Below are 15,460 nucleotides of genomic sequence, written 5' to 3' on the forward strand. Positions count from 1 at the left end.
GTCATGAAGGACAATCCCGGAACGGCGGCAGCAGTGGCCCGGGCCGATACGGACGCCCCCTGGTACACGCTCGCCCCCGCCGAGGTGGCGGCCGAGCTGAGGGTGGACCCCGCCCGCGGATTGAGCGCCGCCGAGGCGCAGGAGCGGCTGCAGGAGTACGGCCCCAACGCCCTGGCCGCCGCGAAGCAGGAACCGGTCTGGAAACGGTTCTTCAAGCACTACCGGGACTACATGCAAATCGTGCTCGTGGTCGCCGCGCTGGTCAGCCTGCTGATCGCGGAATACGGGACCGCCATCGGGCTCGCCATCCTGACGCTGTTCAATGCGTGGCTCGGATATCACCAGGAAGGCAAGGCTGAAGAAGCCGCCGCTTCCCTGGGACAGATGATGAAGGCGATGGCCAAGGTGCGCCGCGACGGCGACATGGCCGAAATCCCCGCCGAACAAATCGTCCCCGGCGACATTGTGGTGGTCGACGCCGGTGACCGGGTCCCCGCCGACGGCCGGGTCATCCTGGCGGCGACCCTCCAGATCGAGGAGGGCGCCCTGACCGGCGAGAGCGTTGCGGTCGAGAAGGACACCGCCGTCATTGGCCGGCACGACGTCGGCATCGGGGACCGGCTCAACATGGCGTTCATGAACACCAACGTGACCCGGGGCCACGGCGAGATCCTGGTGACCACCACGGGCATGGGCTCGGAGGTCGGCCACATCGCCCACATGCTGTCGGGGCAGAAAGTGGAGAAGACCCCGCTCACCAAGCAGGTGGACCGGCTCACCATCTTCATCATCATCGCCGCCCTCTTCGCCTTCGTCGCCATCGTGGTGATGGGCCTGGCCCAGGGCGATTCCTTCGCGGTGCTCTTCGGGATCGGCGTGGCGCTGGCGGTCGGTTCCATCCCGGACGCGCTGCCCGCCGTCGTCACCACGATCCTGTCGGTGGGCTCGGTCAACATGGCCAAAAAGAACGCCATCATGAAGGTCCTTCCCGCCGTTGAGACCCTGGGCTCGACGTCGGCGATCAACTCGGACAAGACCGGCACCCTCACCCTGAACCAGATGACCGTGCGCGAGTTCGTGACCGTGCAGCACCACTACACGGTGAGCGGTGAGGGCTACAGCTTCGACGGGCAGGTCAAGCGGACCACCGGCGACGCCGAGCAGAACCTCGACTATGTGATGTTCCCGTGCGCGCTGTGCAACGACTCCGATATCCAGGACGGCGAGGTGATCGGCGACCCCACCGAGGCGGCGCTGTACGTGCTCGCGCAGAAGGGCGGCGTGGACGTCAAGGAGTTCCGCCGGAACAACCCGCGGGTCGCGTCGGTGCCCTTCGACTCCGATTACAAGTTCATGGCCACCTTCCACCGGATGCCGGGGGCCGACGGCAGGCCCGTGATCCGCGCCTACGTGAAGGGCGCGCCGGACGTCGTCCTCAACAGGTCATCGTCCGGGCGGATGCCGGGCGGCCGCGCCGAACTGCTCACCGAGGAGATGCGGGCGAAAGTGCTCGCCGCGAACGAACAGATCGCCAGCCAGGGCCGGCGCGTGCTCGCCCTCGCGCAGCGCGAGTTCGACCCGGCGACGTTCCAGCCCTCCGGCGACCTGATGGCGCTCATGCAGGACCTGGAGATTTGCGCGCTGATCGGCGAAGTGGACCCGCCGCGGGCCGAGGCCGTCGCAGCCATCGCCAAGGCCAAGCACGCCGGCATCCGGGTCCGGATGATCACCGGCGACCACGCCATCACCGCGGCCGCGATCGCCGACGAGCTGGGCATCCGGGGCCGCGCGGTCACCGGTGCCGAGTTCGCGGCGATGAGCGACACGGAGGCCGACAGCCAGGTGGACGGGATCGGGGTGATCGCCCGGGTGGCCCCCGAGCACAAGGTCCGGCTGGTCGAGGTGCTCAAGCGCAAGGGCCACATCGTCGCGATGACCGGCGACGGCGTGAACGACGCGCCCGCCATCGCCGCGGCCGACATCGGGATCGCGATGGGCATCACCGGCACCGACGTCGCCAAGGGCGCGGCCAAGATGATCCTCGCGGACGACAACTTCGCCACCATCGTGACCGCCGTCGAGCAGGGCCGGCTGGTGTACGACAACCTGCAGAAGTTCATCCGGATCCAGGTCGCCAACCTCTTTATGTTCATCCTCGCGTTCATCGGGTCTTCGGCCTTCGCAATCGCCGGCACGGCGCTGCTCAGCCCGGCCCAGGTGCTGTGGATCCACATGGCGATCGTCGCGCCGATCGGCGCGGTCATGGGCCTGGACCTCGCGACGCCGGGCATCATGGACCGCAAACCCCGGCCCTTCAACGAACCGATCATCGTCCGGTCGATGATGGTGCGGCTGTTCGTCGTCGGGCTGTTCATGGCGGCCGCGACGCTGGTCCTCGTGGAGATTGGCAAGACCTCCTACGGCTCCCTCGAGATCGGCCAGAGCATGGCCATCGTGGGCCTGGGCCTGATGAACATCGCCGTCGCCCTCAACCTCCGCTACCCCACCGAGAGCGCCTTCGGGCCCTCCACCCTCTCCAACCCGAAGCTGCTCTGGGCGTTCGCGTGGGCCTTCGTCGGCTCCATGCTCATCACCCAGATGCGGGTGCTGCAGGACCTGTTCGGCACCGTGGCGCTCAACGGCGAGCAGTGGCTGGCCTGCCTGGTTCCGGCGGTGCTGCTGCTGGTCCTGGGCGAGCTGTTCAAGCTCATCCTGCGGGCCCGGCACGCGCACTGACCCTCTGATGGCGCCCCGAGCCCGGGTCTTTGTCACCTGCCGAGATATTCGCCACTAAAGGTGACACCCCAAACGTCAAACGTCTAACCTTTAGAAATGGCTACGAGCACGGCGGCGACCGCCCTTCCCCAGACAGCACCTCCCGCCGTCACAGCACCCCCCGCCGTCGCGCGCGCACCGCGCGGCGTCGTCATCGCCGGCGTCGTTGCGATCGTCCTGATCGGGCTCAACCTGCGCGCCGGGATCACCGGCGCCGCCGCGCTGCTGCATGACCTGCAGGCGGTCCTGGGCTACGGGCCGCTGATCGCCGCCATCATCCCCTCGATTCCCACACTGTCCTTCGCGGTGGCCGGCGCCGCAACCTCGTGGCTGACCCGGGTTCTGGGGCTCGAGAAGGCGATCCTGCTCTCCCTGGTGCTGCTCGCGGCCGGGCTGCTGGTCCGCGGAATCCCCTCCACCGGCATGCTGATGGCCGGCACCGTCGTCGGGATGTCCGGGCTGGCGATCTGCAATGTGGCAATGCCGTCCTTCATCCGGGTCTATTTCGCGCACCGGACATCGCTGATGACGGCGCTGTATACCGTGACCATGACGACCGGCGCCACCGTGGTTGCCGTGCTGATCGTCCCGGTCGCGCAGCAGCTCGGCTCGCCCTCCGCCGGCGTCGGAGCGATCGGGTTCCTGGCGCTCGGCGCCTGCCTCGGCTTCCTGCCGATCGCGCTGCACGCCCACCGCAACGCACCCGCCGTCAAGGCCGGCCGGGTCTCCCCTTGGCCCCTGCTGCGGACCCGCACGGGTATGCTGATCACGCTCGGGTTCACGGTCCAGGCCCTGCTGGCCTACGCCGTGCTGAGCTGGTTCCCCTACATGCTGGTGACCCTAGGCCTGACGGCCTCCGAGGGCGGGCTGATGTTCGGCCTGATGCAGCTCGTCTCCGTCCCGGCGGGCATGGCGCTGGTCGCGATCGGCTCACGCCCCCGGCTGCAGCGCACCGCCTTCTACCTCGCCACGGTCACCATGGCCGTGGGCGTCCTGTCCATGCTCGTCCTGCCGGTCACCTGGGCGCCGCTGACCGCGGTGCTGCTGGGCTTCGGGCTGGGGATCTTCCCGCTGGTGATGGTGATGATCAGCCGCAGCGGCCGCACCACGGCCGAAACCACCGCCCTGTCCACGGTCGCGCAGTCCGCGGGCTACCTGCTGGCGACACTGGGCCCGTTCGGCATGGGGCTGCTGCACAGCGCCACCGAGTCCTGGACGCTGCCGTTGATCCTGCTGCTGGCCGTGGCCCTGGGCCAGATCGCCGTCGGGCACCTGCTGACCGCCAAGCCCAAGGTTCCCCGGCCACCGGAGCCGGCGCCTGCGGAGCTGCAGCCCGCCGGGGCGTCCACCCGGATCTCAGCCGGAAGGGCACAGTCATGACGCTCACTACATCGCACCGGCCGCCGCTGGTGGAGGAGATCACCGCCAAGCTGCGGGAGCTGATCCATTCGGGCGAATGGCCGCTGCAGCAGCGGATCCCGGCCGAACCCGAACTGATGGCCGCCCTCGGCATCTCGCGGGGCACCCTGCGCGAGGCGATCAAGGCCCTCGCGCACAGCGGCATGCTGGAGGTCCGGCGCGGGGACGGCACGTACGTCCGCGCCACGAGTGAGATCTCCGGCGCGGCCCAGCGCATGTACCGGGACCACTCGCAGGTCCATATCCTGGAGGTCCGGGTCGGCCTGGACACCCAGGCCGCCCGGCTCGCCGCCCGCCACGCCACCGCCGACGACGTCAAGGCGATGCGCGGTCTGCTGGAGGCCCGCCGGGTCGCCTGGCTGGCCGAGGACTATGCCGCCTGGGCCCGGGCGGACTGGGACTTCCATGTCCTCGTGGCGCAGGCCTCGGGCAATCCGCTGCTGCACGAGCTCTACGTCAGCTTCGGCGTCGTCTTCCACGCCGACCGGCTCCGGCAGCAGGGCCGCGCCGGCTTCAACGGCCTCCCGCACGAAGGCCATGACGAACTCGTCGATGCCATCGCCGCGCACGACGAAACGGCCGCCGTCGAGAGCGTGCACCGGAACCTGAACTCCTGCGCGGAGTGGATCCAGCAGTAGCTGCCCCGGGCAGCACAAAGGCCCCCGCACCGGAATCCAGTTCCGGCGCGGGGGCCTTGCTGTGCGGCTGACGGCGGCAGCTGGTGCCGCGCCGTGCGCTGCCGCGGCGAGCGGCGAGCGCGAATCTAGCGCGACGCTGCCCCGCTGCCCCGGATTAGCGTGCGAGGCCCGCGAAGACGTTCTTGGGACGCTGCATTTCGCCGTGCTTGGCGCCGAGCACAATCACGGTGCCGGCAAAGACCGGGATGGCCCACTGCAGGACCTTCAGCTGCTGCTGGGCGGAGCGGAGTTCCTCGGAGGCGCCGGGCTTGGGCTCGGTGGCGCCCTTGGCACCTTCGCTGGCGAGCTTGTCCACCTTGGCGCCCTGGAGCCCGGCATACAGGCTCACACCGGCACCGGCGAGGGTCACGATGGACTTGATGACGCTGAGGCGGGCGACGCCGTCCTGCTTGGCCATCCGGCCCTTGTTCTCCCACATGATCGCGAGGCCGGAGAGGAAGTGCGCGCCGAAGGCCGCCGTCTGGACCGGGGCCCATTTCTTCCAGCCCAGGCTCGAGAGCCGGGTGCGTTCGGCCGGATCCTTAGCTTCCGCCGTCGCGCCGTTCAGGCCGATGGCGCCCATCAGCGAACCGCCGAACCAGGCACCCGCCGTCAGGTCGTGGATGGATCGGGCAACAAGATTTCCTGCCATGGTGAGCTTCCTATCGTCTGCATTCGAGTCTGGAACAGTCGGGGCCCAAGAAAGGCCACGTTCCGGCTATGGTAAGCACACTTATGAAAAACTTGGTAGTTCCGGGGAGGCGCCCTGCCCTGACTAGACTCGTCGGCATGGAATCACCGGGGCCACACGGCCAGCCAGCGCCCGGCGGAGCCGTCGGCGAGACGACGGGCGAGGCCGGCGGCGAGACCCTCGGCGGAACCCGGGGCGGAGCCCTGGGCGCGGCCGCCGGCGGCGCTGCCGACGCCGCGGAGTCCGCCTCGGACAGCGCGGCGCTCGACGTCGTCGCCCGCTCCGGCTTCGCCGTGATGGCGCTGCTGCACATCGTGATCGGCGCGATTGCTGTGGCCCTGGTGCTGGGCGCCCCGGGCCAGGCCGAGCCGACCGGGGCGATCGAACAGCTCGCGGCCAACCCGTGGGGCCCGGCGGTCATGTGGGCGGGGTTCGTCGCCTGCGCCGGGCTCGCCCTGTGGCAACTGAGCGAGGCCACGCTGCGCGCCCGGCACCTCCCGCGCCGGCAGCGGCTCGGGAAGCTGGTGTCGTCCGGCTTCCTCAGCATCGCCTACGGCAGCGTGGGGCTCAGCTTCGCGGGCTTCGCGCTGGGCAACCGGGGCGATTCGGGCGACTCGACCCGGGACTTCAGCACCGCCCTGGTCCGCAGCCCCTTCGGAGTGCCGGCGCTGGTCTGCCTGGGCCTGACCATCATCGGGATCGGCGTGTACTTCATCGTCAAGGGCGCACGAAAGAAGTTCAAGGACGAGCTGCATCACTTTGAGGGGATGCGCCGGGGCCGGCTGATCAGCGGCCTGGGCGTCACCGGCCATATCGCCAAGGGTGTGGCGCTGATCCTGACGGGCCTGCTGTTTGTCATCGCCGCCGCCACCAACGATCCCGGCTCGTCCACCGGACTGGACGGCAGCCTCAAGGCCCTGCGGGACCACCCGTTCGGCCCTGTCCTGCTCCTGGCGATCGGCGCGGGCTTCATCGCCTACGGGCTGTTCGCGCTGGTCCGGGCACGCTTCGGACGGATGTAGCCTGTGCGGATGTAACCCGAGGCCGCCGTCGGCCCGCCCGACGCGCGGCGCCGCCGTCGTCCGGCCCGGCAGCTACCCCGCGGCCTTCCGCAGCGGAACGACGTCGCCCTCCTGGTAAAGCAGGGCGCGGACCTCGGATTCGGCGGAGTCCACCCGCTTCGGGTCGATGGTCTCCCCCGCGGAGAAGTGGTCCAGGACGCGCGGATCCACGTAGCTCTTCCGGGCGATCGACGGCGTGTTGCCGAGGACGTCGGACGCGTCCAGCATGGCCCGGCTCACCGCCCTCTTCCGGGCGGAGACCTTAGGCTGCGGACCGCTCTTCGCCAGGCTGGCGGCCGCGGCCACCGTCCCGCGCAGGGTGCGGAAGTCCTTGGCGGTGAAGTCCTGGCCGGTGCGTTCCTTGACGTAGTCGTTGATGTCCGAGCTGGTCACCGGGTGCCAGCGCCGGCCGTCCTTGTAGGCGAGCAGGCGGGCGTTGCCGCCGCGGCGCTTGAGCTGGCGCACGACGGCGGCCAGGTCGGCGTCGTGGATCCGCGATTCCCAGTTCTTGCCGCTCTTGGCGGGGAAGCTGAGCCGGAGCTCGTCCTTGCGCACGCCGACGTGGGCGCAGAGCAGGGTGGCGAGGCCGTGGCTGCCGTTTTCATTCGTGTAGCGCTCGGAGCCGACCCGGAGCGAGCCGCTGTCCAGCATCCTGAAGGCGGCGGCCAGCACGCGCTCCCGGGTGAGGCCCTCGGAGCGCAGGTCCATGGTGACGAGCCGGCGCGCGGCGGGCAGGGTTTCGGCGAGCTGGAGGGCGCGGTCGAACTTGAGCCGGTCCTTCTTTTCGCGCCAGCCCGGGTGGTAGATGTACTGGCGCCGGCCGACGGCGTCGACCCCGGTGGCCTGGATGTGCCCGTTGTCGTAGGGCGCGATCCAGACATCCGTCCACGCCGGCGGGATGCCGATGCTCTCCAGGCGTTCGCGCACCGGCCCGGGCGGGAGCGTGGAGCCGTCCAGGTCCTTGTAGCTGAAGCCGGTCCCGGCCGGGACCCGGCGGTAGCCGCGGCCGGACGCATTGCTGCGCCGGAGCCTCATCGCCGGATTCCTGGTGCGGGGGCGGCTGGTCGGGGCGCGCCGGGGGCGGCTGGTCCGGTGGTTCCGGGGGCTGCTGGCATGTGCTGCTCATCCATGACGGTAAGCCTACTGACTAAACCCGAATTTTCCGCCACCCATGAACAACGCGGGGTCACGTTCGGCCCATAATCCCCTCCGGGACGGGCGCGACGTGACCCCGCGTTGTTTTGCCTGCAGACCTGGGAGGAGGGCCGGATATGCGTCGCCCTCCGAACGTCAGCCGTAACAGCAGGGCATTCAGCGATTCTCCCGGTTCCCGAATTCCTCGTTCAGCTCGTAGCGGCGGAACTCCGTTTCCGGGTTCGGCTCTCCCTCGGCCACGATTTCGTGGTCGAACTGGCGCTGGACCCGGCTGTCAAGTACCTGCAGTTCCTGGTCGGACACCTTCTCCAAGTGCTCTGGAAACGATTCCCCAGGGGTCAAATGCAGATTCTCCGTAGTCATGATTTGCCTCCACCTTTCACATGAGGATCCGGGCCTTACCTGCTCCCAATCAGACAGTATAGGGCGGCCCGCCACGGCCGCCATCTCAGCGGTTCGAACACCACGGCCGGGAAGCTTTATATGCCGGATGCCACCACCAGAGGCACCGCCGGAAGCGGGAAGTTGATCATTCGTCGAAGGTGACCGCGTCCGGCAGCTCTGTCCGGCACGATCGGCGTCACCAGGTTGGCGCTTAGACCTCCGCAGCCACTCCATCGCGGGAGATCTGGACCATGTCCTCGCGAGGGACAACCTTGACGCGTTCGCGGACGACGCCGTCCGTGCCGGCGTCGGCGCTGGCCTTCTCGCCCAGGGAGCGCTCATGCGCGTCCAGGGCCAGCCAGCCTTCCCAGCTGGTGTACTGCACGCCGCGGTTCTCCAGCAGTTCGACGATCGTCTCCGGGGCGGGTGCCGAGGCCAGCGGCAGGTCCGCGCGGTCCTCGAGCAGGTAGGTCACGGTTTCCAGGGCGTCGCCCTTGGTGTGCCCGATCAGGCCGACCGGGCCGCGCTTGATCCAGCCGGTGGCGTAGATGCCCGGCACGTGGGCGCCGGACGAGTCCAGGACGCGTCCGCCGTCGTTCGGCACCACACCCTTGCTGTGGTCGAACTCGACCTCGGGCAGCGACGAGCCGAAGTAGCCGATGGCGCGGTACACGGCCTGCACCGGGTAGTCGACGATCTCGCCGGTGCCGCGGGCGCGGCCCGTGCCGTCCAGCTCGGTGCGCTCGAACTTGATGCCGGCGACGCGGCCGGGCGCACCGGCGTCGCCGGTATTGTCCCCGTACACCTCGACCGGGCTGTGCAGGAAGTGCAGGTGCAGGCGGCGGGAGGCCGTGAGCTCGGAGAGGTCCTCGGGCTGCTCGGCGATCCAGTTGGTGAGCGTGCCGACCATGGTCTTGGTCTGGTTGTTGCTCTGGATCTGCCGGTCCGATTCGGCGTCGAACTCGAAGTCCTCGGCGTACAGGATGATGTCCACGTCCTTGGAGTGGGACAGCTCTCGCAGCTCCAGCGGGGTGAATTTCACCTGGGCGGGGCCGCGGCGGCCGAAGACGTGCACGTCCGTGACCGGCGAGGACTTCAGGCCGGCGTAGACGTTGTCAGGGATTTCGGAGACCAGAAGGTCGTCGGCGTGCTTGGAGAGCATCCGGGCGACGTCGAGGGCGACGTTGCCGTTGCCGATCACGGCGATTTCCTTGGCGTCCAGGGGCCATTCGCGGGAGACGTCCGGGTGCCCGTCGTACCAGGAGACGAAGTCGGCCCCGCCGTAGGAGCCCTCAATTTCGATGCCGGGGATGTTCAGGTCCGCGTCCTTGATGGCGCCGGTCGCGAAGATGACGGCGTCGTAGTGCGTGCGGAGGTCCTCGAGGGACAGGTCCGTGCCGTAGTCGACGTTGCCGAAGAAGCGGATGTCGCCGCGGTCCAGAACCTTGTGCAGGGCGTTGACGATGCCCTTGATCCGCGGGTGGTCCGGGGCAACGCCGTAGCGGATCAGCCCGTAGGGCGCCGGGTAGCGGTCGAACAGGTCGATGCTGACCGTGAGCTCGCCGCTCTTGACGGCCTCGCTCTTGGTCAGGATGTCCGCGGCGTACACACCGGCGGGTCCGGAGCCGACGACGGCGATGCGCAGCGGGCGGGCAGCAGTTCCTACAGGGGTGTTCGTTGACACGGCTGTGTTCCTTTGTTCTTCTGCATCCGTTGCTCCACACCTGCCTTTTGGGGCCTGATAACGGCAGTTGTGGAGCAATCGACGGGGCTTTGGGGGGTCGGTATGCGGTTTAGGGGGTCAGTACGCGGGTCTTGGCGGTGCTGGTGGTCTTGCTGGTGCTGGTGGTCTCGGTCGTGCTGGTGCTGGTGGTGCGCGGGGCGTTCGGGGAGGTGGTGCTGTAGTCCGCGGTCTTGAAGTGCGACGGCGCGAACGGGCTGACGCGGACCACGTCACCGATCACGATCACGGCGGGGTTCGCGACGCCTGCGGCCTCCGCCTGGTCCGCGATGGTCCCGAGCGTTCCGATGGTCACCCGCTGGTTCGGCAAATAACCATTCTCTACGATGCCAACAGGTGTCCCCGCTGGCAAACCGGCGCGTCCCAGCGAGGCCGCGGAATCGCGCAGCTGGCCCACGCCCATGAGCAGGATCACGGTGTGGTCGGCCCGGGCGGGGACTTCGGAGAGCTCCTCGTGGCCGGTGACGACGCTGAAGCCCTTGGCCAGGCCACGGTGCGTGACTGGGATGCCGGCGGCGGCCGGCACGGAGATGGCGGAGGTGACGCCGGAGACGACTTCAACCTCGACGCCGTGCTGCCGGCAGAATTCGGCTTCCTCGCCGCCGCGGCCCAGGACGTACGGGTCGCCGCCCTTGAGCCGGACCACGCGGTGTCCCTGCAGGGCCTCGTCGACCAGGATGCGGTTGATCTCGGCCTGCGGGACGGGGTGGTGGCCGGGGGTCTTGCCGACCTCGATCACGCGGACGTCGGGGGCAAGTTCGCTGAGGAGTTCGCGCGGGCCGAGGCGGTCCGCGACGACGACGTCGGCCTGGCCCAGCAGCCGCCGGCCGCGGACGGTGATGAGCCCGGTGTCGCCCGGTCCGCCGCCGACAAGCGCGACGGATCCGGCGGACGTGGTGGCGCCTGAGCCGGAAACACGGTGCCGGCGCAGCGGCAGGTCCCCGGTTTCCAGGGCGGTGGCGACGGCGTCGCGCAGGGCCATGGCGCGGCGCGGGTCTCCCCCGGCGTTCACGGCGATCTTGATGTCATCGACCACGGCGACGGCGGGCGTCCAGGCGGCGGAGGCCTCGTGGTCGGAGGCGTTGACGCACCAGATCCGCTGCGCCTCGGCGTCGGCCGACACCTGCGCGTCCACAGCGGCATCGCCGGTCGCGGTCTGGACGAACCAGACGCCGTCGACGTCGGCCGTGCGGTAGGTGCGGGGCTCCCAGGCGAGGAGGCCGGCGTCGGCGAGGCCGGTCAGGGCCGGGCAGGCCAGGGGCGCGACGACGGTGACGCGGGCGCCGGCGTCGAGCAGTCCCTTGGCGCGGCGTGCGGCGACCGGGCCGCCGCCGACGACCAGCACGGGGCGGCCGAGGAGGCGCAGCGCCGTGGGGTAAATGTCCTGAATTGCCATGCATCGACGATAGGGCGGTGCCATGGGCCGGAACAACGGTGCGGAAACACCCGTTCACGCGGGGTAACGCCGCGTCACATAGTTGTCGCGGTCCCGGAGGCGGCCCGGGGGGCACTCTGGGCCACCCTGTCGCCGTCGCTCTCTCATTGCGGGTCGCCGTCCCGGGGCACCCCTTCGCCGTCCGGGGGCACTTTGACAGCCGGAACAGCCGTTTCGGGCTCAAGTGGCGGCCTCTCCGTGTCAATGTGCCCCCGTTCGGCAGGCGAGTTGGCAGGCGGCCGGGCGGCCATCCCCTATTTCACGGCGATGAGCTCGATCAGTTTGATGTCGGGGTCCTTGGCCAGCAGCTCGGGCCCGTGCTGGCCGAGGGCGGCGGGGATGGCGCCGTCGAGGTGGGCCTGACGGTCCTCCTCGGTGTCGAAGGTGTCGAAGATGCCGAAAGTGTTCTCGTTGACCCGGAAGGCGTACCAGGTCCGGGTGCCGGGCTCCGTCAGAACGATCTCTCGGCCCCCGTTGAGGAAGTCCCAGACGTCCTGTTCCTTCCCCGGCTTAGCTTCGACCAGTGCCAGTACTCCGTATTTTGGCGCCACGGCTGTCTCCTCAGAATTGGGCTGGATCGGCCGGAACCCGGCCTATAGCCGCGAGTGTAGGCCCGTCCCGGGGTCCGGACAAGGCGTCGCGAGGAGGGCCCCGCGCCCGGCAATAAGGCGTTGCAGATAGCGGCGCAGAACGACCCGCTCGACCAGCCAGCCCACGGGTCCAAAGGGTGCCGAGAACTCAATCCGGTCCGTCATCACCGAGCCGGCGCCGTTGGCCGCGAACTCGTGGACATGGCGGAAGGATTTGAAGGGGCCCTTCACTTGTTCGTCCACGAACGAGGCCGGGTAGTCGACGCGGGTCACCCGGCTGGTCATGGTCAGCGGGACGCCGAAGTGCCGGGCCCGCCAGGTCACTTCCTCGCCGGCGCCGATGAGTCCTGCGGTGACCCCGGCCACGGCCCGCTCCCCCGAGTCCGCCATTGTCTCCACATGCGCGTCGATGCTGCGCGCCCGGTCGAACAGCTGACCCCTCGGCAGAACCGACTCGGTGCGGCCGACGAAGCTCACGGTCATGCCGTCAGTCTGCCAGACACACCAGGCCCCGACGGCGGTAGTCGCCGTCGGGGCCCGTTGTCGGGTGGTGCCGGGGTGCCTAGCGGGTGCTGCCGGCGAGGAGGCCGCGACGGCGGAGCAGGCGCTTTTCGATCGGGGCGAAGAACAGCAGTTCGATCAGGATGCCGACGGCGAGGATCATCAGGATCGCGGCCATCACGATGGTCATGTCGGACAGGTCGCGGCCCTGGTCCAGGAGCGAGCCCAGGCCGAAGCCGATGGTGCCGCCGACGGCGATGATTTCCGCGGCCATCAGCGAGCGCCAGGAGAAGGCCCAGCCCTGCTTCAGTCCGCCCAGGTAACCCGGCAGCGCGGCCGGAAGGATGATCTGCAGCGCCAGCTGGAGCCGGGAGGCGCCCAGGACCTTCCCGACGCTGCGGTACTGCGGCGGGATCTGGTCCACACCGGAGATGAGCCCGTTGATGATCGAGGGGATGGCGCCCATGAACACCACGAAGTACACGGTGGCGTCGGTGAGGCCGAACCAGATGATGGCCGCCGGCACCCACGCCACGGAGGGCAGCACCTGCAGGCCGGAGATGAGCGGGCCGAACGCGCGGCGCAGCGGGGCGACCTGGGCGAGCAGCAGCCCGACGGGGGTCGCGATGGTCACGCTGATCAGGAACCCGACGAGTCCGCGCTGCAGCGAGGTCCACACCGCTTCCTGCAGCTTCCCGTCGGCCCACAGGGTTCCCAGCTGCCCCAGCACATCCAGCGGCCCGGGCACCAGGTCCTGCCGCTTGAAGCCCAGGGACACGTAGAGCTGCCAGATGAGGACGAGCACGGCGAGTGCGGCGACCGGCAGCAGGACCCGGCTCCAGTCGACGCGGGCCTGGCGCACGGCGTCGGACTGCAGCGAGTCCAGCCCGGCCTCGAGCTCGCGGAGGTCGGCCGGGCCGGTGGAGGACCGGGTCAGGGCCGCGGTGATGTGTTGGGTCTCGGCGGGCTCCACCAGGGACGTTGGCTTATTTGGCATGGCGGCGGATCTCCTCGCGTAGCCGGGCGGTGATTTCGCCGGTGAGCTGGCCGGCGAGTCCGGCGTCGGTGCGGTGCTCTTCGCTGACGTGCCATTCCCGCACCACACGGCCGGGCCGGGAGGAGAGCAGCAGCACGCGCTGGCCCAGCCGGACGGCCTCGCGGACGTTGTGGGTGACAAAAACGATGGTGCGGCCGGTTTCCTTCCAGATCCGCTCCAGCTCGTCGTGCAGCAGGTCGCGGGTGATCGCGTCCAGGGCGGCGAACGGCTCGTCCATCAGGAGCAGCTGCCGGTCTTGGGCGAGCGACCGGGCCAGGGCGACGCGCTGGCGCATCCCGCCGGAGAGCTCGTGCGGGCGCTTGTCCCCGGCACCGCCCAGGTGCACAAGGTCCAGCAGCTCCCCCGCCTTGACCCGGCGCTCGGCCTTCCCGACGCCGCGCAGCTTCAGGGCCAGCTCGATGTTCTCCCGCGCGTTCAGCCAGGGGAACAGCGCCGCGTCCTGGAACATAAACGCGGCGCCGTCGCTGGGCACTTCCAGGGCGCCCGACGTCGGGGCCTCCAGTCCCGCCATGATGTTCAGCAGGGTGGACTTGCCGCAGCCGGAGGCACCGAGCAGGGCGACGAACTCGCCCTGCCCGATGGTGGCGTTGACGTCGTCCAGCACCGGGGCGCCGTCGCCGAAGCGCTTGCCCAGGTTTTCCAGTACGACTGGCATGGTCACGTCCTTACTTCTGTTGGCAGGCTGGGGTAAGGACCGGCTAGTCCTTGCCCAGTCCCTGCGCTGAGATCTTCGTGCCCGTGGTGCCCTCGCCGAGGACGCTGTTCAGGGCCGTGAGGTCGAAGATGCCGGTGATGTCGGCCTGTTTGGTGGTGCCGGCGTCGACCCCGTCCTGGAGCAGCTTCGGGTACGTTCCGGCGAGCGGGTCGACGGTGAAGACGATGTTCTTGAGCGAGCGGTCGATCACGTCGGCGGGCAGGGCGGCGCCGGCGGAGTCCTTGAGCGCGGCGTTGAGGACCGTGGACTTCTCCGCCGCGGGTGCGGCGTTGAGCCAGTCCACGGATTCCACGTGGCCCTTCAGCAGCGCCTTGACCGTCTCGGGGTGCGCGGCGGCGAAGTTCTTGTTGACGATCAGGACGGTGGTGATGAACTCGCCCTGCTCCCACAGGTCCTTCTCATCGACCAGGACCTTCGCGCCAGCCTGGAGCACCAGGCGCGAGGCCCAGGGCTCTGGGAGCCACGCGCCGTCGAGCTTTCCGTCCTGGAAGAGTTTCAGGGTCTGGGCGTTTTCGGTGGGGTTGATGGCGACGTCGCCGCTGCCGTCGGTGTTGGTCTGGTAGCCCTGCGCACCGAGCCAGGCGCGGAGGGCCACGTCCTGGGTGCCGCCGAGTTGCGGGGTCGCGAGCTTCTTGCCCGCCAGGTCCGCGGCCGAGTCGATCTCGGGCTTGACGACCAGCTGCGCCCCGCCGGACGCGGCGCCGGCGATGATGCTGATCGATTCGCCCTTGCTCTTGACGTAGGAGTTGATGGCCGGGTTGGGGCCGATGTAGGTGGCGTCGATGGCGCCGGCGTTGAGGGCTTCGATCGCGGCGGGGCCGGCGTTGAAGACCTGGGTGCTGAGCGTGGTGTCGCCGAGGCTCTTCGCGATCAGGCCCTGGCTGGTGCCGATGAGGGCCGGGGCGTGGGTGATGTTGCCGAAGTAGCCGAGTTTGAGTTCGGCGGCCGGGGTGGGCGCGGGCGCCGCGGCGGCGGCGTCACTGGTGCGGTTCAGCGACGCGACGGCGGCGCCGGCGGCGATCAGCAGCACGAGGCCGACCGCCAGGCTGATCTCCAGCGTGCGCCTGCGCTTGGGCTTGGCCGATTCGCCGGCGACGATGCGGGTGGTGCCGGGGGTCTGTCCGGGGGTGTTCGTGGGTGATGACATGCGGGAGGTCCTGTTCCTGGGGGTGTGCGGGAGGCCGGGCGGGTGGTCAGCGCCGGCGACATCGCCCCCGGGGTACCCGGCCGGCGGGGCCAGGGGGAAGCAGTTCCGTGGT

14 protein-coding genes are annotated in these 15,460 nt (G+C 69.5%); 4 read left to right on the forward strand and 10 right to left on the reverse strand.

Going from position 1 to position 15,460, the window contains the following annotated elements; all coding sequences use genetic code 11:
* Nucleotides 1–3: 3 nt before the first annotated feature.
* From AC06G6_RS15615 to AC06G6_RS15625, 3 genes are all read left to right on the forward strand, one after another.
* Entirely contained in the window at nt 4–2,736 is a 2,733-nt protein-coding gene (locus AC06G6_RS15615; protein WP_479823490.1) for a cation-translocating P-type ATPase, read from the forward strand.
* Between the two features lie 96 nt (nt 2,737–2,832).
* Nucleotides 2,833–4,155, forward strand: a complete 1,323-nt coding sequence (locus AC06G6_RS15620; RefSeq protein WP_479823492.1) for an MFS transporter — start codon at nt 2,833–2,835, stop codon at nt 4,153–4,155.
* A complete protein-coding gene (locus tag AC06G6_RS15625; protein ID WP_479823494.1) occupies nt 4,152–4,832 on the forward strand; it encodes a FadR/GntR family transcriptional regulator in 681 nt (226 codons plus the stop codon). Before AC06G6_RS15620 ends, AC06G6_RS15625 begins: the two co-directional genes overlap by 4 nt.
* Before the next feature lie 154 nt (nt 4,833–4,986).
* Here the strand turns inward: AC06G6_RS15625 and AC06G6_RS15630 are convergent, their stop codons facing one another.
* Nucleotides 4,987–5,523, reverse strand: coding sequence for a hypothetical protein (locus tag AC06G6_RS15630; protein WP_479823496.1), 537 nt, complete (start codon nt 5,521–5,523; stop codon nt 4,987–4,989).
* Nucleotides 5,524–5,660: 137 nt separating this feature from the next.
* Between AC06G6_RS15630 and AC06G6_RS15635 the strand changes: the two genes are divergently transcribed.
* Nucleotides 5,661–6,584: a DUF1206 domain-containing protein gene (locus AC06G6_RS15635; protein ID WP_479823498.1), complete on the forward strand. Its 924-nt coding sequence runs from the start codon at nt 5,661–5,663 to the stop codon at nt 6,582–6,584.
* A gap of 72 nt (nt 6,585–6,656) precedes the next feature.
* Here the strand turns inward: AC06G6_RS15635 and AC06G6_RS15640 are convergent, their stop codons facing one another.
* The 9 genes from AC06G6_RS15640 to AC06G6_RS15680 all read right to left on the reverse strand — a co-directional run bounded on the left by AC06G6_RS15640 (nt 6,657) and on the right by AC06G6_RS15680 (nt 15,348).
* On the reverse strand, nt 6,657–7,658 hold the full coding sequence (locus tag AC06G6_RS15640) for a DNA topoisomerase IB (RefSeq protein ID WP_479823500.1): 1,002 nt from the start codon (nt 7,656–7,658) through the stop codon (nt 6,657–6,659).
* Between the two features lie 276 nt (nt 7,659–7,934).
* Nucleotides 7,935–8,141, reverse strand: coding sequence for a hypothetical protein (locus AC06G6_RS15645; RefSeq protein ID WP_479823502.1), 207 nt, complete (start codon nt 8,139–8,141; stop codon nt 7,935–7,937).
* Between the two features lie 232 nt (nt 8,142–8,373).
* Nucleotides 8,374–9,846, reverse strand: coding sequence for an FAD-dependent oxidoreductase (locus AC06G6_RS15650; RefSeq protein ID WP_479823504.1), 1,473 nt, complete (start codon nt 9,844–9,846; stop codon nt 8,374–8,376).
* Between the two features lie 109 nt (nt 9,847–9,955).
* On the reverse strand, nt 9,956–11,299 hold the full coding sequence (gene cobA / locus AC06G6_RS15655; protein WP_479823506.1) for a uroporphyrinogen-III C-methyltransferase: 1,344 nt from the start codon (nt 11,297–11,299) through the stop codon (nt 9,956–9,958).
* A 293-nt stretch (nt 11,300–11,592) separates the two neighbouring features.
* Complete coding sequence (locus AC06G6_RS15660; protein ID WP_479823508.1) at nt 11,593–11,889, reverse strand: putative quinol monooxygenase; 297 nt, start codon at nt 11,887–11,889, stop codon at nt 11,593–11,595.
* A 42-nt stretch (nt 11,890–11,931) separates the two neighbouring features.
* Complete coding sequence (locus tag AC06G6_RS15665) at nt 11,932–12,411, reverse strand: SRPBCC family protein (protein ID WP_479823510.1); 480 nt, start codon at nt 12,409–12,411, stop codon at nt 11,932–11,934.
* Between the two features lie 79 nt (nt 12,412–12,490).
* Nucleotides 12,491–13,426, reverse strand: coding sequence for an ABC transporter permease (locus AC06G6_RS15670; RefSeq protein ID WP_479823512.1), 936 nt, complete (start codon nt 13,424–13,426; stop codon nt 12,491–12,493).
* Nucleotides 13,416–14,141 (reverse strand): ABC transporter ATP-binding protein, encoded by a 726-nt coding sequence (locus tag AC06G6_RS15675; protein ID WP_479823514.1) that lies wholly within the window; start codon nt 14,139–14,141, stop codon nt 13,416–13,418. The genes AC06G6_RS15670 and AC06G6_RS15675 overlap by 11 nt, the downstream gene beginning before the upstream one ends.
* 43 nt (nt 14,142–14,184) lie before the next feature.
* Nucleotides 14,185–15,348, reverse strand: a complete 1,164-nt coding sequence (locus tag AC06G6_RS15680; RefSeq protein WP_479823516.1) for an ABC transporter substrate-binding protein — start codon at nt 15,346–15,348, stop codon at nt 14,185–14,187.
* Nucleotides 15,349–15,460: the final 112 nt, after the last annotated feature.

The sequence above is a fragment of the Arthrobacter sp. CJL-S3 genome (assembly GCF_056711635.1).